At 54.9% G+C, this 22,111-nt stretch carries 19 protein-coding genes and 1 tRNA gene; 12 read left to right on the top strand and 8 right to left on the bottom strand.

Going from position 1 to position 22,111, the window contains the following annotated elements:
* The 3 genes from C1A08_RS07100 to C1A08_RS07110 all read left to right on the top strand — a co-directional run bounded on the left by C1A08_RS07100 (window position 1) and on the right by C1A08_RS07110 (window position 5,502).
* On the top strand, window positions 1-2,070 hold the full coding sequence (locus C1A08_RS07100) for an alpha-galactosidase (RefSeq protein ID WP_257937061.1): 2,070 nt from the start codon (window positions 1-3) through the stop codon (window positions 2,068-2,070).
* A gap of 28 nt (window positions 2,071-2,098) precedes the next feature.
* Window positions 2,099-4,174 (top strand): alpha-galactosidase, encoded by a 2,076-nt coding sequence (locus C1A08_RS07105; protein ID WP_180951537.1) that lies wholly within the window; start codon window positions 2,099-2,101, stop codon window positions 4,172-4,174.
* A 158-nt stretch (window positions 4,175-4,332) separates the two neighbouring features.
* The gene (locus C1A08_RS07110; RefSeq protein ID WP_101572363.1) at window positions 4,333-5,502 is read left to right on the top strand and encodes a glycosyl hydrolase family 28-related protein; all 1,170 of its coding nucleotides are present in this window, start codon (window positions 4,333-4,335) and stop codon (window positions 5,500-5,502) included.
* A 25-nt stretch (window positions 5,503-5,527) separates the two neighbouring features.
* Here the strand turns inward: C1A08_RS07110 and C1A08_RS07115 are convergent, their stop codons facing one another.
* The 5 genes from C1A08_RS07115 to C1A08_RS07135 all read right to left on the bottom strand — a co-directional run bounded on the left by C1A08_RS07115 (window position 5,528) and on the right by C1A08_RS07135 (window position 10,883).
* A complete protein-coding gene (locus C1A08_RS07115; protein WP_070103340.1) occupies window positions 5,528-6,109 on the bottom strand; it encodes an RNA polymerase sigma factor in 582 nt (193 codons plus the stop codon).
* Window positions 6,096-6,470, bottom strand: coding sequence for a hypothetical protein (locus C1A08_RS07120; protein WP_101572365.1), 375 nt, complete (start codon window positions 6,468-6,470; stop codon window positions 6,096-6,098). Before C1A08_RS07120 ends, C1A08_RS07115 begins: the two co-directional genes overlap by 14 nt.
* Before the next feature lie 352 nt (window positions 6,471-6,822).
* Window positions 6,823-9,912 carry an FG-GAP-like repeat-containing protein gene (locus tag C1A08_RS07125; RefSeq protein WP_101572367.1) on the bottom strand — a complete coding sequence of 1,030 codons (3,090 nt, stop codon included), beginning with the start codon at window positions 9,910-9,912 and terminating at the stop codon, window positions 6,823-6,825.
* Between the two features lie 130 nt (window positions 9,913-10,042).
* Window positions 10,043-10,114 (bottom strand) — tRNA-Arg (locus tag C1A08_RS07130).
* Between the two features lie 142 nt (window positions 10,115-10,256).
* Window positions 10,257-10,883 carry a glycosyltransferase family 32 protein gene (locus C1A08_RS07135; RefSeq protein ID WP_101572369.1) on the bottom strand — a complete coding sequence of 209 codons (627 nt, stop codon included), beginning with the start codon at window positions 10,881-10,883 and terminating at the stop codon, window positions 10,257-10,259.
* Between the two features lie 205 nt (window positions 10,884-11,088).
* Between C1A08_RS07135 and ychF the strand changes: the two genes are divergently transcribed.
* A complete protein-coding gene (ychF, locus tag C1A08_RS07140; RefSeq protein ID WP_055206376.1) occupies window positions 11,089-12,186 on the top strand; it encodes a redox-regulated ATPase YchF in 1,098 nt (365 codons plus the stop codon).
* A 42-nt stretch (window positions 12,187-12,228) separates the two neighbouring features.
* Entirely contained in the window at window positions 12,229-13,494 is a 1,266-nt protein-coding gene (locus tag C1A08_RS07145; protein ID WP_228385806.1) for a mechanosensitive ion channel family protein, read from the top strand.
* Window positions 13,495-13,635: 141 nt separating this feature from the next.
* Here the strand turns inward: C1A08_RS07145 and C1A08_RS07150 are convergent, their stop codons facing one another.
* Window positions 13,636-14,220, bottom strand: a complete 585-nt coding sequence (locus C1A08_RS07150; RefSeq protein WP_101572371.1) for a superoxide dismutase — start codon at window positions 14,218-14,220, stop codon at window positions 13,636-13,638.
* A gap of 118 nt (window positions 14,221-14,338) precedes the next feature.
* On the opposite strand from C1A08_RS07150, the gene rbr reads away from it, so the two are divergent.
* Window positions 14,339-14,920 carry a rubrerythrin gene (gene rbr / locus C1A08_RS07155; protein ID WP_055206382.1) on the top strand — a complete coding sequence of 194 codons (582 nt, stop codon included), beginning with the start codon at window positions 14,339-14,341 and terminating at the stop codon, window positions 14,918-14,920.
* A 64-nt stretch (window positions 14,921-14,984) separates the two neighbouring features.
* Here the strand turns inward: rbr and C1A08_RS07160 are convergent, their stop codons facing one another.
* Window positions 14,985-15,344, bottom strand: coding sequence for a hypothetical protein (locus C1A08_RS07160; protein WP_101572373.1), 360 nt, complete (start codon window positions 15,342-15,344; stop codon window positions 14,985-14,987).
* 190 nt (window positions 15,345-15,534) lie between these two features.
* Entirely contained in the window at window positions 15,535-16,470 is a 936-nt protein-coding gene (locus C1A08_RS07165) for a fimbrillin family protein (protein WP_101572375.1), read from the bottom strand.
* A gap of 397 nt (window positions 16,471-16,867) precedes the next feature.
* Here C1A08_RS07165 and C1A08_RS07170 point away from each other — a divergent pair, with 397 nt between their 5' ends.
* The 6 genes from C1A08_RS07170 (at window position 16,868) to argB (ending at window position 22,066) form a co-directional block, all read left to right on the top strand.
* A complete protein-coding gene (locus C1A08_RS07170) occupies window positions 16,868-17,470 on the top strand; it encodes an N-acetyltransferase (RefSeq protein ID WP_055206388.1) in 603 nt (200 codons plus the stop codon).
* Between the two features lie 62 nt (window positions 17,471-17,532).
* Window positions 17,533-18,726 (top strand): argininosuccinate synthase, encoded by a 1,194-nt coding sequence (locus tag C1A08_RS07175; protein ID WP_055206390.1) that lies wholly within the window; start codon window positions 17,533-17,535, stop codon window positions 18,724-18,726.
* Window positions 18,727-18,728: 2 nt separating this feature from the next.
* Complete coding sequence (locus tag C1A08_RS07180; protein WP_101572377.1) at window positions 18,729-19,058, top strand: DMT family transporter; 330 nt, start codon at window positions 18,729-18,731, stop codon at window positions 19,056-19,058.
* Between the two features lie 25 nt (window positions 19,059-19,083).
* A complete protein-coding gene (gene argC / locus C1A08_RS07185) occupies window positions 19,084-20,061 on the top strand; it encodes an N-acetyl-gamma-glutamyl-phosphate reductase (protein ID WP_101572379.1) in 978 nt (325 codons plus the stop codon).
* An 81-nt stretch (window positions 20,062-20,142) separates the two neighbouring features.
* On the top strand, window positions 20,143-21,273 hold the full coding sequence (locus C1A08_RS07190; RefSeq protein ID WP_101572381.1) for an aspartate aminotransferase family protein: 1,131 nt from the start codon (window positions 20,143-20,145) through the stop codon (window positions 21,271-21,273).
* 10 nt (window positions 21,274-21,283) lie between these two features.
* Complete coding sequence (gene argB / locus C1A08_RS07195; protein WP_055206397.1) at window positions 21,284-22,066, top strand: acetylglutamate kinase; 783 nt, start codon at window positions 21,284-21,286, stop codon at window positions 22,064-22,066.
* Window positions 22,067-22,111: the final 45 nt, after the last annotated feature.

The following is a 22,111-nucleotide window of genomic DNA, read 5'->3' on the forward strand; positions in this document are numbered from 1 at the left end:
ATGAAACGAACTGCAATCCGTTACAGTTTTTTAATCATGCTCATCCTGCCGTTGTTCGCGCACGGTCAGGCTTCTATGAAAATGTCCGCCGGGCAGGTCGATGCCGCCCGCTGGATCGAAACCCGCTTCGCGCGGGGAAAGGTTCCGCCGTTCTCATTCGTTTACGGCGACAAATCGTCTAAAAGTCTGCTCCCCGGCTGGAATTATTCGATGAAACGCCTGCCGGGCGACGATCCGGACGTAGTGAAATACCTTTATACTTATACCGAACGTCCGTCGGGGCTGAAGGTGGAGTGTTTTGTTACCGGCTTTCCGGCGTTCGATGCCGTCGAATGGGTGCTGCACTTTACCAACACGGGCAAAAGCGATTCGCGGGTGCTCGAGCAAGTGAAAGTGGTCGATCTCGATATGCAGGCGCCGGCCGCCGGCGACTTCACGCTGTACTATGCCGACGGAAACCACATTTCGAAGGAGGATTTCCATCCCCGGACGACCGTGCTGAGTACGACCGAGCCGTTTCGGATGGCGCCCGAAGGGGGGCGTTCGTCGCAGGGCGATTTCCTTCCGTTCTTCAACCTGACGGCTCCGTCGGGCAAAGAGGGCGTAGTGGTGGGGATCGGATGGACCGGTATGTGGTACGCCGATCTGACCAAAACCGGCGACCGCGGCGCGACGCTCGTTTCAGGGATGAAAACCATGCGGTTGTACCTGCATCCCGACGAGTCGATCCGCACGCCGAGCATCAGCCTGATGTTTTGGAACGGCGACGACCGGATGGCCGGCCACAACCGTTTCCGCCGTTTCGTCCTCGCCCACCATACCCGTAAGGTGGACGGGCAGATGCAGAAATATCCGCTGTGCAGCGGATTCAACTATCGCGATCCGGCTCCGTGCACCGAGTATTCGTGCCTGACGGCCGACTGGGCGATCGCGATGGTCAAACGTTATAAACAATTCGAACTTGTTCCGGAAGTGTTCTGGCTCGACGCCGGATGGCATACCGGCGCTGCCGACTACAAGGATGGCAAGTCGTGGGCCAATACCACCGGTAACTGGACGGTCGATACGACCCGTTTTCCGGACGGGCTGAAACCCGTTGCGGACGCCGTGCATGAGACCGGAGCCAAATTTATGGTCTGGTTCGAACCCGAGCGCGTGATCAAAGGGACGCAGTGGGCCGTCGAACACCCCGATTGGATGCTCGACCTGCCGTCGGAACCCGACGGAACCTACCTGTTGTTCGACCTGGGTAACAAAGAGGCCCGCGAGTGGCTGTGCCGTTATATCGGCGATCTGATCGAGCGAAACGGCATCGACTATTATCGCCAGGATTTCAATATGGAACCCGATAAATACTGGGCCGCGCACGATGAGGCGGGGCGTACCGGCATGAAGGAGATCCGCCATGTCGAAGGGCTTTACGCATTTTGGGATTACCTGCTGGAACGGTTCCCTGGCCTGCTGATCGACAATTGCGCGAGCGGCGGCCGCCGGCTCGACCTGGAGACGACCTCGCGCAGCGCACCGCTGTGGCGCAGCGACTATTACCACTACGACGATCCGGACGGCTACCAGGGGCACACTTACGGACTGAATTTCTTCCTGCCGATCCACGGAACCGGGATCTTGCAGACCGACGAATATTCGTTCCGGTCGAGTATCAGCAGCGCGTTGATCTACAATTGGAAGATCACCGAGCCCGGCGTTTCGTTCCTCGACATGCAGGAGCGCGTGAAAGAGTATCAGGAGGTGCGCGACTATTATTACGAGGATTATTATCCGCTGACGGGCTGCGAAGACCTGACCCGCGACAATATCTGGCTGGCTTACCAGTTGAACCGCCCGTCGGATGGGACGGGGATCGTCGTGGCATTCCGCCGCGCCGCCAATCCGGACAGCAGCATTACGGTGAAATTGTCGGGGCTGGATGCCGCGAAGCGTTATGACGTGCGCAACCGCGATACCGGCGAGTCGGTCGTCAAGACCGGGGCGGAACTGGCGTCCGGTTTCGAGTTGACGCTCGCCGAGCCGAAAAGTTCGTTGCTGCTGCAATACAAACCCGCCGAATAGTTTCCGCATTCATTAAAAATTAAAAACGATGATACGAAATACAATCCATACATTCCGGTCGAAATGCCGGGCGCTCGTTTGTTCACTGCTTACGCTGGCGGTGTTCCCGCAGTTCGTTTCCGGACAAGCCAAATCCGCCATGACCGATAAGCCGTTCGATGTGACCCGTTGGATCGAGACGCATTTCGCCAAAGGGAAAATTCCTCCGTTCTCCTTCGTTTACGACGGAAAACCGTCCCGCGAGCTGCTGAAAAAGTGGAAATACACGGCCGCCCGCGTCGAATCCGACGAACCGGAGGCGGTCGAATACTTGTATACGTACCTGGATCGTTCGACCGGACTTCAGGTTGAATGCCGGGTGAAAGGTTTTACCGATTTCGATGCGGTCGAATGGGTCTTGAATTTTAAGAACGATTCGCAAGCCAATTCCGCGTCCATTTCTCAGGTCAAAGTGGTCGATCTCGATTTCGAATACCCGCAAAAGGGCGATTTCATCCTGCATTACGCCGACGGAAGCCATGTTTCGAAGCACGATTTCCACCAGCGCACCAAGGTGCTTGCGCCGGGCGATTCGCTGTACATGGCCCCGCAGGGCGGACGTTCGTCGCAGGTGGCTTTTCCGTTCTTCAACATCGAGTCTCCCGCAGGGCAGGGCGTGATGGTGGCCGTCGGCTGGACGGGAACGTGGTTCGCCGATATCGCCGGTAAGACCGACCGCAGCGTGACGTTGGCCTCGGGCATGAAATACCTCGATACGTACCTCTATCCGCAGGAGTCGATCCGCACGCCGAGCATCTGCCTGCTGTTCTGGAAAGGCGACGACCGGATGGTCGGACACAACCGGTTCCGTCGGTTCGTGATGGCGCATCATACGCCGAAGGTGGACGGCAAGCCCGCCCATTTCCCCGAATCGTCGAGTTTCAACTATGGCGACCCGTCTCCATGCAACGAATACACCTGCCTGACAGCCGATTATGCGATCGCGCTGATCCGGCGTTACAAGCAGTTCGACATCGTACCGGAAGTATTTTGGCTCGATGCCGGATGGTATTCGCAGGCGGCCGACTACAAGAATCATAAGAACTGGGCCAATACGGTGGGCAACTGGACGGTCGATCGCGAGAAATTCCCCGACGGACTGAAGCCGGTTTCCGACGAAGCGCACAAGGTCGGGGCCAAGTTTATGGTATGGTTCGAACCCGAGCGGGTTATCAAAGGCTCCCAGTGGGCCGAGGAGCATCCCGAGTGGATGTTGGATGCCGGGACGGATGCCTACCTGTTCGATCTGGGGAACCCGAAGGCGCTCGAATGGTTCTGCGACCAGATCGGCGAACTGATCGAGCAGAACGGCATCGACTATTACCGTCAGGATTTCAACATGGAACCGGATATCTTTTGGCAGAAGAACGATGAACCGGGCCGTACCGGAATCCGTGAGATCCGGCATATAGAAGGTCTGTACGCGTTTTGGGATTACCTGCGGCAGCGTTTCCCGGGCCTGCTGGTCGACAACTGCGCGAGCGGCGGCCGCCGGATCGACCTCGAGGCCACTTCGCGCAGCGCCCCGATGTGGCGTACCGACTACAATTACGGCGAACCGGTCGGCTACCAGTGCCATACTTACGGGCTGGAGATGTACCTGCCGCAGCACGGCACGGGCGTGCAGAAGACCGACAAGTTTACGTTCCGTTCGAGCCTCGGCACTTCGGTCGTTTACAACTGGAAGATCACCAACGGCTCCTCGTCGTTCTACGAAATACAGGACTGCATGAAGGAGTTCCGCGAAGTGCGGCCCTATTTCTACGAAGATTATTATCCGCTGACCGGTTCCGGCGACATCACCGGCGATAATATCTGGATGGCATACCAGCTCTACCGGCCGTCCGATAAGAGCGGGTTCGTCGTGGCGTTCCGCCGGGAAGCCTGCCCCGACAAGACCCACACAGTGAAGTTGTCGGGCCTCGATCCGGATGCGGTTTATTCCATTACGAATAAGGATACCGGCGAAACGGTGTCCAAGAGCGGCCGCGAACTGGCCGAAGGGTTCGTGCTGACGCTCGACCAGCCGCGCAGTTCGCTGCTGTTGAAATATCAGGCCGAATAGCGGGCCTGCCCGTATGTTATCGTACAAGGCGGGAACTCTTCGGATGTTCCCGCCTTGTCGTACGGTTCGTGTTGAATATCCGGATGTTATTCGTATCTTTAACACGTTTGGGCGAATAGGTAAAAGGAGTCTGAATTGAAATTAATAATATAAAACGGATGAAAAGGATATTTTACGTTGCTTGTGCCGTCCTGCTGTGCGCCTGCGTCGGACGTGCGGATCGCAATCGGGCGGGCGCGACCGATCCGATGAAGGCGGACGGAGGTCTGGTTTACGATGTGAAAAATTTCGGAGCTGTCGGCGACGGCGTGACCGACGATACGCGCGCCATCCAGTCCGCCCTGGATTATGCGGTGGATCACGGGGGCGGTACGGTTTATTTCCCGAACGGCCTGTACCGGCTCGCTACGCTACAGGATACGTGCAAAGTGCGGGCCCACCTGATCGTGAAGCCCCGCCAAAGTCCGGGCCGCCGCGATTACGTGATGATCCGGCTGCAGGGCGAAAGCAGCGTCGTTACCCCGTGCTCGTATGCCAGTCATACGACCGAGGATAAAGCCGAAGTGTGGAAAAACGGCACCGTCCTGGTTTCGGATGCGGTCGGCGAGTTGCAGGCCGATCCTGCGCAAGCCCCCGTATCCGTCCTGGCCGCCGGAGCCGGAGACAATCTCTATCTGCTGAACCAGGCGCTCGTAAGGCTGCAGGATCTCGCGTTCCAGGTGAAAGCCGAAGCGGGAAAATACCCGTACCTGTCCGGTGTGAACATGGCCTATGCGGCGACCGTATATACCGATAATATCCTGATTTATTCGTCGATCCGAAATATGGCGCTGACCTCGCCGACCGGGGACGGGCACTATTCGGCCGGATTCATCGCTCCGCGCACCTGGTGCAATCCGGAGCAGGAATTCCGGAATATCTGTGTCAAAAGCGCCTTCCGGTTCGGCTTCGTCTTTTCCGAACATGCGAACGGAAACAACCTGTCGGCGTGGAACTGCGACAACGCTTTCGTCTTTTCGAGAATGGATCATTCCGCCTGGTTCGGTCGGATCCACGCCCAGAATTGCGCGAACATCGTTTCGTCGTTGAACGTGGAGTTCGCCGGACACGGCGTTGGAGACGCTTTTTTGAAAATCGAACAGGTAGGCATCGAGGTGAACAGCGGTCAGAAGCCGGTCGATTTCAACTACCGCTGTTTTGTAGACGATCCGGACAACCATTTGTACGGCACGTTGTATTACCACATCGTCAAATCGAACGTAGGGGCCGATAACTCCTATTTCAAGGCCGACGGCGGCGCGCATCTGAAAGCGATTCCGTCGTTTTGACGGATCGGTTCGTTCCGGCGGTCCGCTATCGGGGGACGATTTCCCGGTAAAGCTGTTGTAGCCTTTTGCGGAGGAGGCCGATCGCGTAGTGTTTCCGCGACAACAGCGTGGGAACGGGAACCCCGGTCGTTTCGGCGATCTCTTTGTAGGGAATCCCGTCGTATTCGGTGAGTTCGAATACCGAACGTTGCTCGGGCGGAAGCTCCGACAGCGCCAGTTCGATTTCTTCCCGGATCAGTTCGTTGCGGAACATGATCTCCGGATCGTTCCCGTCGTCGGCCAGGAAGTCCGACAGCGAGTCGAGGAAATAGTCGTCCTCGTTTTCCTGCCGGGTTTCGGGTAGCGCCTGCTCCCGTTTCTTTCGCCGGCGGTCGATGATGCGGTTTGTAACCGCTTGGTAGAGCCAGGCCGACAGGTATTCGATGGGATTCTCCTGCAGATCCGTTTTCGTCAGTTTGTAGAAAACGTCCTGGAGGATGTCTTCCGTATCTTCCGCCGAGTCCACCCTATGTCGGATATACCCTTCGAGCTCCGGCTTGTACTGATCGTAGACCAGCGGCAGGTCGCTTCGGGAGTCGAGTCTCCGTTTCTTTTTAACGGCTGTCATGGTCGGTTTTTTCCGGTTGATCCGGGCCGCAGCCGAACATCTGCCGGCGGATGTACTCCCTGCGTTCCTCTTTGCCCATCGCCCGGATCCTGTCCCGCATCGCGGCGCGCTCTTTCCACGTGGGGAAAGTAGGCCCTGACCGGCGGAGGGCGTTCATGCCGAAACAGTGCCTTCCCATCCCGCCGAACAACAGTTTGTTCAGCAGCACCAGGCCCGCCGCCTGCCAGAAGGTAACGGCCGTCCAGCCGATGATCTGCGGGACGAGCCAGTTCCACAGCAACATGACCGCGGTAGATGCCGCGCCGAATACGGCGATGAAGATCGACGTTCCGATCAGGCCTCTCAGAAATTTGTTTTTCATGGTATCGTGTTTTTGTCGTTTTGTTCTTCGCGGGCGAACGTTCGCCCGTATTCCCTGACGAACGTGAACGGAAGATATTTTATAAAATAGCGATTAATCGCGACAACGTGTTTTTCGGGATTTTTCGGTCGGTAGTACCGCATAGATGTTCGTAAGGCGTAAAGGGACTCCCTTTACGCCTTATTTGAACCTACCTTCGGTCTGTTTAAGTGAGATAATACGACTACGTGCGAACAGAAATGTTAAAAATACGTCAAAATGGAGCGAATTTCCCGCTCTGTTTTTGTTGAAAGCCGTCGTTAATTTATTCAGCGATTTTCAGATTATTTTGACGAGATCCATGACCTTGAGGTTATTTGTTTTTCACTTCGAACCCGCTTTCCGTTTCATAACTTTCCCCGTCGGCCGTATGTACGATTACTTTCAGGATGCAGTGCCCGTCCGGCACCTCGGCGGTATCCCATAAGTTGTCGTCGCCGTAGGCCACGTAAGGAGCGGATTTTTCCGTGCAAATTTTTTCTCCGTTAATATAAAAATCGACTCCCGTGACAGATTTATTTCCCGTGACCGTCGCGACGTAAGGGACTTTGCCGGACAATACGATGCCCACGGTCGGGGAGACTATTTCGACTTTGATACCTTCGCCCGTCAGGTATTCCTCCGATTGTTCCGGCAGTTTCTGTAATTGGACGTTGCGCGTATTGAGGCCCTTTGTCTTTTCGGTCAGGTTTTCGAAATCGAGTATCCTGAAGACTTTGTTCCCCTGTTTGCGGTCGAAATTCGCAGCTTTGAATATTGGGAATTTTTCGCCGTCGAAATAATCGTGAGAGTAGAGCGATATGCGTCCCGATTCGGTACCCACCAGCAGGTCGGGGCGGCCGTCGCCGTCGAAATCGAACACGCATGGCATACAACAGTGCCAGGCGTCATGGCCGTCGGAACCGGTCCATTCCACAAAGTAACCGCCGCGCGCCATCATATAATCGTATTCGAATACGGGATCTTCGTTCGTGCCGACATTTATGGCGATAGTCATGTTTCCGCCGCCCAGGTAATTGCGCGGCTCGCCCATTATCAGGTCTAAACGACCGTCTCCGTTCCAATCGGCGACGTCCATATTGAAACGTCCCTGACCGCCGGGGTGGGTCAGGCGTCCTATATGGAAAACCGAGCCGTCGGCTTTGCGCAGTTTGCGTTTGTTTTCCAAGACTTCCGGATTATGTGCGGACTGCGAATACATCATCAGGTCGCTCCGGTCGTCCAGTACTATAAAATCCAGTCGCCCGTCTCCGTTCCAGTCGGCGACGCCGGGCCTGTTGCGCCATGGGGTCACGAGCGGCTGGTTCCCGTAATAGAAATTGCGTACATTCTTCGACAGTACCGGTTTTTGTCGCGTCCCGGTATTCTCTATCCACCGGACTTTGCCCAGGCAGTCGGAAATAATGATGTCCAGGTCGCCGTCGCCGTCCACATCCCTCGGAACGCATGAGAGGTATCCCCAATACTGTTCTTCCATACCCTGTACGGTACCGCCGTTCTCCACGGCATTGAAAAAGAATGGCTCCCCGGAATCGTCTTGCAAGAATACGCCGCCTTTATAATTCGGCTGAGTAGGCGTCCCGGTGTTCTCGAACAGCATGATGTTGCCGCCGCATCCTCCCGATATTAGGTCGAGGTCGCCGTCGTCGTCCCAATCCACGGCGTAGGGGGTCGGCGAGTCGTTATGCACGAGTACCCCGCCTTGCTGGAAGAATCTTATCGGCTCTTCGAATTCGAGACTGCCCTGAACGCCCTTGTTGCGGAACAGCCAGTAGAATCCTTGCCATGCCGTGCATACGATATCGACGTATCCGTCGCCGTCCCAATCCAAAGGGAAGGGTTTGAGCGACATGTCACCCGAAATATATGGATCGTCACCGAAATATCCGAAAGGTACTTTGTTCACTTCCGCAACAGGCAGCTCGCCGTCCACACCTTTGTTCGTCAATACGAACAAGTCGCTGTTGGCCGTGCCTACCAGAAGGTCGGGACGGCCGTCGTTATCCATGTCTGCCGCCTTCAGCGCAGACCATGACGAATTGGGAAATTCAACGGGACGGCCGTCGGGAGTATGAACGACCTGCGGCGTACGTTTGCCGTTACGGGTGAGTTCCACAACGATGTCTCCTTTCATATTGTGGTAACGGTTGGTGCGCGGATGCCTGCGGAATCGGACGCGGTCGGACACGCCGTCGCCATCCCAGTCGAGCGTTATATACGAAAGTTCCGGCGACGGAAGTCGGTCGGTGGGCAGGGCACGGCTGCGGGGCAGGAACCTGGGTTCGCTGTTGCTGCCTATGTTGCGTTGCAACCAGGTTCCCCCGTCCGTTCTTATCCCATAAATATCGAAATCGCCGTCTCCGTCCGCATCGACCGCTTCGAATTGCATGCCCGGCCATCCGAGCCATGACATGTTAGGCTCCGAGGCATCGTAGGTCAGCAGTTCGCCGACTCCGAGGTTGAGGTTTCCGGCTTGCGGTCGGGGGCCTTCCGCATGGGAGGCGGCAAAGTATATCTCGTATCCGGCGGCTCCTTCGGGAGCTTTCCACTTGAGGGTGCCGTTGCGCAGGTAATGGTCGCTCAGCGACGACAGCGGATCGCCGAAAGAGACGGGACAGTCGGTTTTCTTTCCATCCGTGTCTACGGCGAAAATACGTACGGAAGCGGGATCTACGGGCCGGTTTTGCCCCGCCGCCAGCAATAGTCTCGCAAAATCGAGATCCGCCCATACGGGCGCTCCGGCGCTGTTGTCGTCGGTGCTGCCGGTTATCCTGTACGGTAACTCGGGCGCCGCCCAATTGCCGTCGGAGCGGAGGCGCTTTTCGACGATGTCGTAGCGGTTCTCTTTCGGGAGTTCCGCGATAAGCGGTTCGTCTACGGATTCCAGTCTCAGACCGTCTATCCAGGCCGTACCCGCAGAACCATAGAATTTTATCGTAAGAGTGCCTTTATCCAGTCCCGGCGGAACCCTGAACGTACGTTCGAGATAGCTGAAAGGTGTATTCCGATTGTATTGGGAGAGTGTATATGTGAATCCTTCTCCCGAAAAAGTAAGCTCTACAATGGCGTCCCGCCGGTAATTTACCTTCTCCGTTTTAACCCATCCCCCCAGGCGCATGAATTCCCCTCGGAGGGAGTCGAATTCGAAAGTAACGGAAGCGTCGGCATAACTTTTCATGCCGTCCCCTGCCACTTTAAGGGAGCCTTTTCCGATCACTCCTTCCAAAGTATCTATGCTCCATGACGTTTCGGGCGTAAATTTCCATCCGGAAAGAGCCTGTCCCTGTGAAAAATCTTCATCCAGCCACACTTTCGTTTCAGGCTGTACGGTACAGGAGGATAGCAGACTAACGGTAGCCAGCAAGTTCAATACAAAGGCGGTGGTTCTAAGCGTCGTCGTCATTATCGTAAGTTAATTGGAAAATTTTGAAGTTTGCAGGCGAATGTGATATCTCAGAAAACACTTTCTCTTTCAGAAAGTACCGCGTACGGTATTCGGAAACAAAAATAGCGTTGATTGTCAACGCTATTAGTACCCCCGACGGGAATCGAACCCATATCACCAGAACCGGAATCTGCCATTCTATCCATTGAACTACAGGGGCGGTCTTCGAATTGCAGCACAAAGATGCAACATTTTCGGATTTAATACAAATCTTGACGCCGATTAAGTGTTAAAATTTGCAGAATCCCGTTCCGGCGGCCGTTTCCGTACCGCCGTTTCTGCCTCCCGGCCTCCCGGCCGGATTACTTCCACGAACCGGCGAAGTGGTGGATGCAGTACGTGTTGTCCGTTATCGTGATTTTTCCGGTTTTGTAATCTTTCGGGCAGAAGTAGTCTTTCGGGAAGATGTGCAGGGAGTCGTCGTAAATCTGGAACGTGTTGTCCAGTTTTACGCCCCGCTTTTTCAGAATGCGCGAGATTATGACCGTGCTCGGGGTTTTGTTCAACCGGCCGTTCCAGCGGATGAACGGTTTCCTGTTCATGTATTTCCAGTACTCGTCGGTCCATGCGGCTCCTTTCTCGCTGCCGACGATCCCGGTGTGCAGCAGCGTGTCGGATTCGAAACTCATGAAGGCGGGCAGTTCCAGCAGCGGATCGAGGTTTTTGATGATTTCGATATCGGTATCCAGCCAGATGCCGCCGTGCTCCCGCAATAACTGCAGCCGGACCGGGTCGATGACGAACGCATATTTCTTTTTTTGGTAGGCCTGCCGCGTGAACTTGATCGAGTTTACGTCGTAGTTGTCTTCGTTCCAGAGCATCAGCTTGTAGTCGGGCAGGAATTTTTTCCACGATTCGATGCACTTCAGGTTGTCTTCCGGCATCGGACCGCGTCCGAACCAGCAGTAATGGATAATTTTCGGTATCATAATTTGTCAGGTATGGTGCAAAAGTAGTTCTTTAAAATATAAAAGTAATGATTTTTCCGGAATATCGCGGCGCTCCGGCGCGGAATCCGCCGGATTGCCGTCCCGGGGATGTCGTCGCGGGGATAATTCTTCGGAGAAGGTGGGGCGGCGAATTGCATATTTTTGTACCTTTGTCACTCTGTCGAAATTATTAAAAACAATATAGATGGCTTTACAATGCGGAATCGTGGGGCTGCCGAACGTCGGCAAATCGACCCTGTTCAACTGCCTGTCGAATGCGAAAGCGCAATCGGCGAATTTTCCTTTTTGCACGATCGAGCCTAACGTGGGCGTGATTACGGTGCCCGACGAGCGGATCGTGAACCTGGTAAAGATCGACAATCCGAAAAAGACGATCCCTACGACCATCGAGATCGTCGATATCGCGGGGCTGGTCAAAGGGGCTTCGCGGGGCGAGGGTCTCGGCAATAAGTTTCTGGCCAATATCCGCGAGACGGACGCTATCATTCATGTGCTGCGCTGTTTCGACGATGACAACATCACGCACGTAGACGGCAGCGTCGATCCCGTCCGCGACAAGGAGATTATCGACGCCGAGCTGCAACTGAAAGACCTCGAAACGGTCGAGAGCCGCATTGCCAAAGTGCAGAAGCAGGCTGCGACCGGGGATAAGAGCGCCAAACGGCTGTTCGACATCCTGTCGCGTTACAAGTCGGCGCTGGAGCAGGGCAAAAGCGCCCGCACCGTCGAACTGGACAAGGAAGACCGCAAGCTGGTCTACGATTTGCATCTGCTGACCGATAAGCCGGTGCTCTATGTCTGCAACGTGGACGAAAAAAGCGCGGTTGGCGGGAATGCTCATGTAGAGGCGGTACGCGGCGCGATCCGCGAAGAGAATGCCGAACTGCTGATCGTAGCGGCCGCTACCGAGGCCGATATCGCCGAATTGGATACTTACGAGGAGCGACAGATGTTTCTCGAGGAGGTCGGACTGAAAGAATCGGGCGTCAACCGGTTGATCCGGGCGGCGTACAGTCTGTTGAATCTCGAAACCTATTTTACGACCGGCCCGGACGAAACCCGCGCCTGGACGTATGCGAAAGGAACGAAGGCGCCGCAGGCCGCCGGGATCATTCACACCGATTTCGAACGCGGCTTTATCCGCGCCGAGGTGATCAAATACGACGATTACGTGCGTCTCGGTTCTGAAAAAGCGTGCCGCGAGGCGGGTAAGATCGCCATCGAAGGCAAGGAGTACGTCGTACAGGACGGCGATATCATGCATTTCCTGTTCAACGTGTAGGCGGACGGCGTTGTTGCGGAACGAATTTATAAACAGACTGTTATGGAGCCGGTTGTAGACGAATGGATGTACGGGGTGCTGCGGGAACTGGGTTTTTCCGTGGAGACGGCCGATGTATGGGACCGCTGGGTGGTGCTGGGTTTTATCGTGGCGATCGCTTTCGTGTCGGACTTCGTTTGCAGGCAGTTGTTGCTGCGGGTGGTCAAGCGGATCGTCGCGCGCACCAAGGCGACCTGGGACGATATCCTGTTCGAAGACCGGGTGCTGCGGCGGCTGTGTCACATCGTGCCGCCGGTGTTGATCTATTTCCTGTTGCCGCTGGCCTTTCCGCCGGAATCCGGCATGGTGGCGTTCGTGCTGAAACTGCTGCTGATCTACGTGATCGCCGTGGTGTTGCGGTTTGTCAACGCTTTTCTCAAAGCGCTGCACGATGTGGCCGACCAGAAGGAGGAATTGCAGGGGAAACCGCTGAAAGGACTGATGCAGACCGGACAGGTGATCGCCTTTTTCGTTTGCATCATACTCATTATATCGATCCTGATCGACAAGTCGCCGGCGCGGCTGCTGGCCGGGCTGGGCGCTTCGGCAGCGATCTTGATGTTGGTCTTCAAGGACAGCATTATGGGACTCGTGTCCGGTATCCAGTTGACCGCAAACGATATGCTGCATGTGGGCGACTGGATCTCGATGTCGAAATACGGCGTCAACGGCCGGGTGACCGAAGTGACGCTGAATACGGTGAAAGTGCGTAACTGGGACAATACGATCGTCACCGTGCCGCCGTACCTGCTGATCAGCGACTCGTTCCAGAACTGGCGCCCGATGCAGGATTCGGGCGGACGGCGCGTGATGCGGTCGGTCAATATCGACATGAACAGCGTTCGTTTCTGTACGCCGGAGATGCTCGACCGCTTTCGGAAAATCCGGTTGTTGAAGGATTACATCGACGAAACGGAACGCCTGATCGCCGAGAGCAACGAGCAAGCCGGGGTGGAGAACGATCCGGAACCGGTCAACGGCCTGCACCAGACGAATCTGGGCGTGTTCCGCGCTTATCTGGAACGCTACCTGCGCAGCCTTGCCGGAATCAACCAGGAGATGATGCTGATGGTGCGCCAGTTGCAGCCGACCGAGAAGGGGTTGCCCGTCGAACTCTATTTCTTTTCGAAAGTGACCGAGTGGACGGTTTACGAAAAAGTACAGGCCGATGTGTTCGACCATGTGCTGGCGGTTATCCCGGAATTCGGCTTGCGGGTATTTCAGAACCCCGCAGGCAGCGATGTGCGGGATCTGAAAGGAGAAATTTAGCGGCGGGGTTGCCGGGGCGTATTTCCGGGAAAGTGCAGCCGCTTGCCGCGTCGGGCGAAACGCCCGGAGGCAGATCGAACAAAAAGGCCGGATGCGACATTGCATCCGGCCTTTTCGGCGAATGTCCCGCACGGGGCGGATTTATTTTTCGTATCGTTTTTCGACGGTGTTCCAGTCGACCAGTTCCCAGAAATTTTTCAGATAATCGGGCCGCACGTTGCGGTAATCGATGTAGTAGGCGTGTTCCCACACGTCGACGGTCAGCAGCGGATGCAGCCCCTTGCGCAGCGGATTGCCTGCGTTCGATTCCGACACGATCGACAGTTTGCCGTTGTCGTCGGCCGCCAGCCATGTCCATCCCGAGCCGAACAGCCCGGCCGCCGCTTTCGTAAATTGCTCTTTAAAAGCATCAAAAGAACCGAAATCACGATTGATCGCTTCGGCCAGTTTGCCGCTTGGCATCGATTTTGGAGTAGGTGAGAGTGTGAAGAAGAAGAACGTATGGTTCCACACTTGTGCGGCGTTGTTGTAGATCGGGCCGCTTTCGGCTTTGACGATGATCTCCTCGAGCGGCATGTTCTCGTACGGAGTGCCCGGGATCAGGTTGTTCAGGTTGTTGACATAAGCCTGATGATGTTTTCCGTAATGATATTCGATGGTTTCTTTGCTCATCTTCGGAGCAAGCGCATCCGCCGCGTAGGGGAGCTGGGGCAGTACATGTACCATAAGTAATAAAGTATTGATGATTGACATTGTGATTGTATAAATTGATTGTACCAAAGATAATAACAAATTTAATACCATATAGCAAACACCCGTTTAATAATTATTAATTGACCGAATTATGGAAAAAAGAGATTTGATCGGCAGTCTGACCGAACAGAACCTGCTGAAGGCGTTCGCCGGGGAGTCGCAGGCCGCCAACCGTTACCGCATGTATGCGAAACAGGCCCGCAAGGACGGTTATGAAAAAATCGCCGACTTTTTCGAAGAGACCGTACACAACGAATTGAGGCATTCCAAGATTTATTTCGAGTTCCTGAAAGGAGGCATGGTCGAGATCACGGCATCGTATCCGGCCGGGATCATCGGCACGACGCTGCAAAACCTCGAAGAGGCGCGCCAGGGCGAATACGACGAGTGGATGGATCTGTATCCCGGTTTCGGCAAGGTGGCCGAGGCCGAAGGATTTCGTGAGATCGCGATGCGCTTCTACCAGATCGCCGAGATCGAGAAAACCCACGAAGAACGTTTCCGCGGCTTGTACGAAACCCTCGAGGCCGACCGGATTTTCCATAAGGAGGAGGAGATCGTATGGCGCTGTCTGGAGTGCGGCCATATCCATGTCGGCAAGGAGGCTCCGAAAAAGTGTCCCGTCTGCCTGCATCCGCAGGCGTTTTTCGAAATTCGCTGCGACAAATATTAACAGTTTCGGTAATAGGCGAACCGGGAGCCCCTTCGGAGGCTCCCGGTTTCGTTTGCGGCAACGATTATTTCTGTTCGGGACTTTTGAGCGTAACGAGCATCAGCACGGGATTGCTGTCTTCGGAGTAGCCTTCCATCATTTTCTCCGGGATTATGTTCCGGTTGACCGGAGTGTCGCCGTAATAGAACAGGTGCGATTGAAGGTCGACGATCACCCGGTCGTCCCAGGTCGATCCCGGCCGCTGTACCGTCATAATTAATTGAAAGGCAAACGGATTTTTGCTTTTGAGCAGGTCGATCGGGTAGGATTCTTGTCGCTCTTTGTCGTACAGCAGCGTGATCGACGGTTCGTTTTCTTTGTTGGAGTATGGAACAGCGCATGGGTTTTCGTGTCCAGGAACGATCCGTTGAACGTCGCCCGGCACATGCCGCCGCCGCGCTTAGGCCGATTAGCATGCCCATGCGTTTCAGAAATTTTTTTTAGCTGGTTTGCGGCTCATATCGTTTTACCGTCGGTTTATAACAAATATTAGGAAAAAAACAGCGGAAACAGATACCTGTTTCCGCTGTTTTTTCGGTTGCTTGGTTCGATCCGTGAGAACGGCTTATCGCTGTTTACATGGGAACATTTCCCGATCCATTGTTTCCATCGACCCAATCGGTGATGGAGTGGCTAAAAGAGATATCCTGATCTTTGATCTTCAGTGTAATGGTAGAGGTTTTCCCTGCTTCGAGCGTTACTGCGGGCGAAATTGAAACGGCCGTTGCTGAGACTTGGTCGCCGATCTTTATGTTGACCGTTGAAATGTTCTGTGCCGGGAGAATAAGCGGATTTCCGACCGCAGTGGTAGTAGCCGTGTTTATGGTCAGCGGCGAAGTCACGAAATCTTTTTCGGCGGCCGAACCGTCCGGCTGTACTTCCCCGCCGAGCGAAAGCGTGCCTTCGGTCTGTACCGAAACCGTGACGGAATTGATTTTCAGTTCGGGATTCGGAACACGTTCCGTTTCGATGTGGATAACGAGCTGGGCCATTTTGTGCACGAACGGAAGTTCAACCGCGTTTTGGCTTTTGGTTGACGCTGCGGAAGCGACCAGCAGGTCCGTTCCCGCCGGAACGGTGACGACAGGGGCTTTGCCTGCTTCTGCCGGGGCGATCGTAAGCGTCGAGGGATGGATCGCGTAGAACTGGTACTGCGCATCGGCCGCATTCGAATAGTATTTCATTTCCGAAGCGGTTTTGTACGTTATGGCTCCGCTTCCGTCGGCGCTCAGCGTGATCCCGTCCATGAAGTTAGCGGCCTTCCAGGTAAGCGTTCCGGTGTGTTCTACGGCATACGCTACAAAATCTTCGTTGTTGAACTTGTTGTCGACAACTGCTTTGCTGTCCGCTTCGGGAGTTTGGTTGACGACCGCCTCGATACTTTGGCTGAATCGGACCGGAATCGGATCGTCGGAAAGATTTCCTTTTCCGTTATCGGAATCGTCGGATGATTTCGAGCAGCTCAGCAAAGCCGTTGCAGCCAGTGCCGAAATGAATAACATTTTTTTCATAATACTTTTTTAAGTCGATTAATGAGTGTTGGTTTGCCAGTGTGTTCGAATTGCGCAACAAATGTATGCAATGTTTCGCAATAAAACAGTGTAAGAGCGGTATTTTTTTAATAAAATATTGTATTTTTATTTCCGGTATCCGGGATGAATTTTATTTATTATTGTATTTTTGACAATAGTATATTATATAAATGAGGCGTAATCCTCCTATCGGGGATCGCGACCGGTTCCCGGGTAGGTGGGGTTCATGGTATTCGGGGAAATTTTAAAAAATAATTTAGCGGCATTTTTCATACTTATCTGATCTTTTTTTAATACTTTTGCAAATTGTATTTGTATAATCAACGCGGCGGAAGATCCGTCGTTTTCTGGCGTTTAAATTTTTTTGCTGGTAGAAATGACAATTGATGATTTTAATGTGTTGGTAGCCACTGAGGAACACACTCAGTTTGCACAGACTATCTGTGACGAGATGGCCGAATCCGCCAAAGCCCGCGGAACGGGTATCGCCAAACGTACGGCCGAATACGTTTCGAACAAAATGCGTCAGGGGAAAGCGGTGATCGCATTCCATAAAGACGGGACATGGGCCGGTTTCAGCTACATCGAATCGTGGGGACACGGCGACTATGTGGCCAATTCGGGATTGATTATCAACCCGAAGTTCCGAAAGCTGGGGTTGGCCAAGGCGATCAAGACCAAGACGTTTTTCCTCTCGCTGAAGATGTTTCCGGGAGCGAAGCTTTTCGGGTTGACCACCGGCATGGCCGTGATGAAGATCAATTCCGAGTTGGGTTACCGCCCTGTCATTTATTCCGAGCTGACCGACGACGACCAGTTCTGGAAAGGATGCGAGAGTTGCGTGAACTATTCGATCCTGCAGAGCAAGGGACGTAAGAACTGCCTGTGCACGGCGATGCTGTTCGATCCGAAGCACGATACGGTGAAGATTCCGATCGACCAGGAACTGCTCGAACATAAGGACGAAGAAAAAAAATAGCGAAAGCGGGGCCTCCGGCCCCGGGGTATACGAATTTATTGAAATAAAGCGATAAGACAGCGATGAAAAAAGTAGTATTGGCTTTCAGCGGAGGATTGGATACCTCGTACTGTGCGATTTACCTTTCGAAAGAGATGGGATTGGAAGTGCACGCCGCCTTGGCGAACACCGGCGGATTTTCGGCCGAGGAACTTGCCTCGATTGAAAAGCGAGCTTACGATCTCGGCGTAAAGAGCTACGTGGCGCTCGACGTGACGCAGGATTATTACCAGCATGCGATCAAGTACATGATCTTCGGAAATGTGCTGAAAAACGGAACTTATCCGATTTCGGTCAGCTCCGAGCGGATCTCGCAGGCGACGGCCATTGCCAAATACGCCCGCGAAATCGGCGCCGACTACCTTTGCCACGGCAGCACCGGGGCCGGTAACGACCAGGTGCGCTTCGACATGGTGTTCAACATCATCGCTCCGGAGATCGAGGTGATCGCGCTGATCCGCGAGAAGCGTCTGAGCCGCGAGGAGGAGATCGCCTACCTGCGCGGACACGGGGTTAACTTCGATTTCAAGAAGGCCGAATATTCGATCAACCAGGGTATCTGGGGAACGTCGGTCGGCGGCAAGGAGACCCTTACGTCGAGCGAAACGCTGCCCGAAGAGGCTTACCCGTCGCAGTTGAAAGAAACGCAGCCGCGCCGCGTGACGCTGACGTTCGAAAAGGGCGAGTTTGTAGCTCTCGACGGCAAGCGTTTCGACGACCGCATCGCCGCGATCCAGGCGTTGCAGGCGATCGCTTCGCGGTATGCGATCGGCCGCGACATGCACATCGGCGATACGATCATCGGGATCAAAGGCCGCGTCGGTTTCGAAGCCGCCGCCCCGATGGTGATTATCAAGGCGCACCACATGCTCGAAAAGCATACGCTGACCAAATGGCAGTTGTACTGGAAAGACCAGATCTCGGCCTTTTACGGCAACTACCTGCACGAGGGACAGTATTACGATCCGGTGATGCGCGATTTCGAAGCGTTTCTCGAAAGCACGCAGCGCACGGTCAGCGGCGACGTTTACGTCGAACTGCACCCGTACCGTTTCGTATTGGTCGGCATCAAGAGCGATCACGACCTGATGAGCAACAAGTTCGGCGCTTACGGCGAGACGATGAACGATTGGACGAGCGAAGATGTCAAGGGTTTCGGTAAAATCTTCGGCAACCAGAATAAGATTTATTATAAGGTAAACGAAAAACTGAAATAGCGATGAAGTGGGTCTACCTGTTGCTGGCGATCGTTTCGGAGGTCGTTGCGACGAGCGCGCTGAAATCTTCGGAGTCGTTCAGCAGGTTGTGGCCGTCGGTGCTTACGGTTGTGGGGTATGGCGTAGCGTTCTACCTGCTGAGCCTCACGTTGCGGGAGATGCCCGTAGGGATTGCCTATGCGATATGGAGCGGCGTGGGGATCGTGTTGGTCTCGCTGGCGGCCGTCGTACTGTTCGGCCAGAAGCTCGATCTGCCGGCCCTGATCGGGATGGGACTCATCGTTGCGGGGGTAATCGTAATCAACGTTTGCTCGAAAAGCGTAGTACATTAACGTGTAATTTCTGAACCGGATTCTTATGGTAAGAGTAGGTATTATAGGAGGTGCAGGATATACGGGTGGCGAGGCTATCCGTATTCTTTTAAATCACCCGGATGTCGAGCTGGCGTTCGTACACAGCAACAGCAACGGCGGCAACCGTCTGAGCGACGTGCATATCGACCTGTTGGGCGAAACCGATATGCGTTTTACGGACCAGTTGCGTACCGACGTCGATGCGCTGATGCTGTGCGTCGGCCACGGCGACGCCCGCAAATTTTTAGAAGCCACGCCGATTCCCGATTCGGTGCGGATCATCGACCTGAGCCAGGATTTTCGGCTGCAGGCGACTGCTTCGATCGGGAACAGGCAGTTCGTGTACGGCCTGCCGGAACTGAACCGCGAAAAGATCCGCGCGGCGCGCAACATCGCCAATCCGGGGTGTTTTGCGACCTGCCTGCAACTGGGCATACTGCCGTTGGCTGCGGCCGGGCTGCTGACGGGCGACGTGCAGGTAACGGCCGTCACCGGTTCGACCGGCGCCGGGCAGAAACTGGCCCCGACTTCGCATTTCAGCCAGCGGGTCAACAACCTGTCGGTCTATAAGGCGTTTGAACACCAGCACCTGAACGAAATCGGCGAGAGCGTCCGTGCGCTGATGCCGTCGTTCTCTCATGCGATCAATTTCATTCCGTATCGGGGCGATTTCGCGCGCGGGATCATCGCGTCGATTTATGTAGACTGTCCGCTGTCGCTCGAAGAGGTGCAGAAGGTCTACGGCGATTTCTATGCGGATGCCGCGCTGACGTTCGTAAGCGACCGGAACATCTATCTCAAGCAAGTGGTCAATACGGCCAAGTGTGTGTTGTCGCTCGAGAAACACGGCGACAAGTTGTTGGTTATGAGTGTGATCGACAACTTATTGAAAGGAGCCTCCGGCCAGGCCGTGCAGAACCTGAACCTGATGTTCAGTCTGGACGAGCGTGCGGGGTTGCGCTTGAAACCGGTCGCGTTTTAACGAAATTTTACGGACGGTGCAGAGGTTGCGGACTCGCCGGGGCGTTTCGGAAAAATTGTTTTACTCAAAAAATCGGAAAATATGGATTTGTTCAAAGTGTACCCCCTGTGGGATATCGATATCGTACGCGCCGAGGGCTCGTACGTCTGGGACGATAAAGGAACCCGTTATCTGGATATGTACGGCGGACATGCCGTAATTTCGATCGGGCACACGCATCCGCACTATGTGGATACGGTCGTAAACCAGTTGAAGCATATCGGATTCTATTCGAATTCGGTAATTATCGACCAGCAGCGCGAGTTGGCTGATAAGTTGGGCGAACTTTCCGGCAAGCGGGATTACCAGCTTTTCCTGTGCAATTCGGGAGCCGAGGCGAACGAAAACGCCTTGAAACTGGCGTCGTTCCATAACGGAAAAAGCAAGGTGATCGCGATGAAAGGCGCCTTTCACGGCCGTACGTCGCTTGCGGTGGCTGCTACCGACAATCCGAATATCGTCGCTCCGGTCAACCGTACCGACAACGTGATCTTCGTTCCGTTGAACGACGAGGCCGCTCTGGAGGAAGCGTTTAAAAATAACGAAATATCGTCCGTGATCGTCGAGGCGATTCAGGGCGTTGGCGGCATCCGTATCGCGAGCCGCGAGTTCCTGCGCAAAATCCGTTCGTTGTGCGACCGCTACAATGCGGTTTACATCGCCGACGAGGTGCAGTGCGGCTGCGGACGTACCGGGCAGTACTATGCATCGGATTGGGCAGACGTCCATGCCGATATTTATACGATGGCCAAGGGGCTCGGCAACGGGTTTCCGATCGGGGCCATTGCGATTGCGCCGCACATTGCGCCGAAGTTGGGTATGCTCGGTACGACATTCGGCGGCAACCACCTGGGATGCGCCGCTGCGATTGCCGTCGCCGACGTAATGGCCGGGGATCGACTGATCGACAACGCCCGCGAAATCGGCGAATACCTGACGGCCGAGCTGAAAAAGCTGCCCGGCGTGAAAGAGGTTCGCGGGCGAGGCCTGATGATCGGAATCGAACTGTTCGAAGATTCCGCCCCGTTGCGTAAAAAGCTGTTGTTCGACGAGAAGATTTTCGTCGGTTCGTCCGGAAACAAGAACGTGTTCCGCCTGCTGCCGGCGCTGAATGTCAAAAAAGAGCATGTCGATGCATTGCTCGCCGCACTGCGCAAGTTATTAACAGTCTAATGTGCAAAAGATGTTAAAAGTTGTCAAAATAGGCGGAAACGTTGTCGATAACTCCGAGAAGCTGGATCGTTTTTTGCAGGATTTCGCGTCGCTCGAAGGGCCGAAAGTGCTGGTGCACGGCGGCGGCAAGATCGCTACGACGATCGGCAAGGCGCTCGGGATCGAGACGCAGATGATCGGCGGTCGCCGGGTGACGGATGCCGAGACGCTGAAAGTGGTGACGATGGTTTACGCCGGGCTTATCAACAAAACGATTGTAGCTAAATTACGAACAGCCGGTTGCAATGCGGTCGGTTTGTGCGGCGCCGACGGCGGGTTGATCGTATCCCGGCGACGCAATCCGAAGCCGGTCGATTACGGTTTCGTCGGCGATCCGGAGTTGGAGCGTTTCGGGACGGCGACTGCGAAAACGCTGATCGACGCCGGTTATACGTTGGTCGTCGCGCCGATTACGGTGGACGGCGCCGACGGCAGCCTGCTCAATACGAACGCCGATACGGTGGCCCGTACGATGGCCGTCGGGCTGTCCGGGACGTTCGAGACCGAATTGGTCTATTGTTTCGAGAAACGGGGCGTGCTGATGGATGTCGACGACGACCGCAGCGTGATCCCGGAGATTACGCCGGCGCGGTTTGCGCAGCTTCGTGCGGACGGGATCGTGGCGGACGGTATGCTGCCGAAACTCGAGAATGCGTTCGACGCGATTGAACACGGGGTGCGGAGCGTGGCGATTTGCAGCGCCGACGCTGTCGCCGAAAAAGGATACGGCGGTACGACGTTGAAAGCGGATTGATTCGGCGGAAATGCCGGTAGGCGGATGTCGTCCGATGCACCGTGC

Origin of the sequence: Alistipes sp. cv1 (genome assembly GCF_900240235.1) — a bacterium.
Lineage (GTDB): Bacteria > Bacteroidota > Bacteroidia > Bacteroidales > Rikenellaceae > Alistipes_A > Alistipes_A hominis.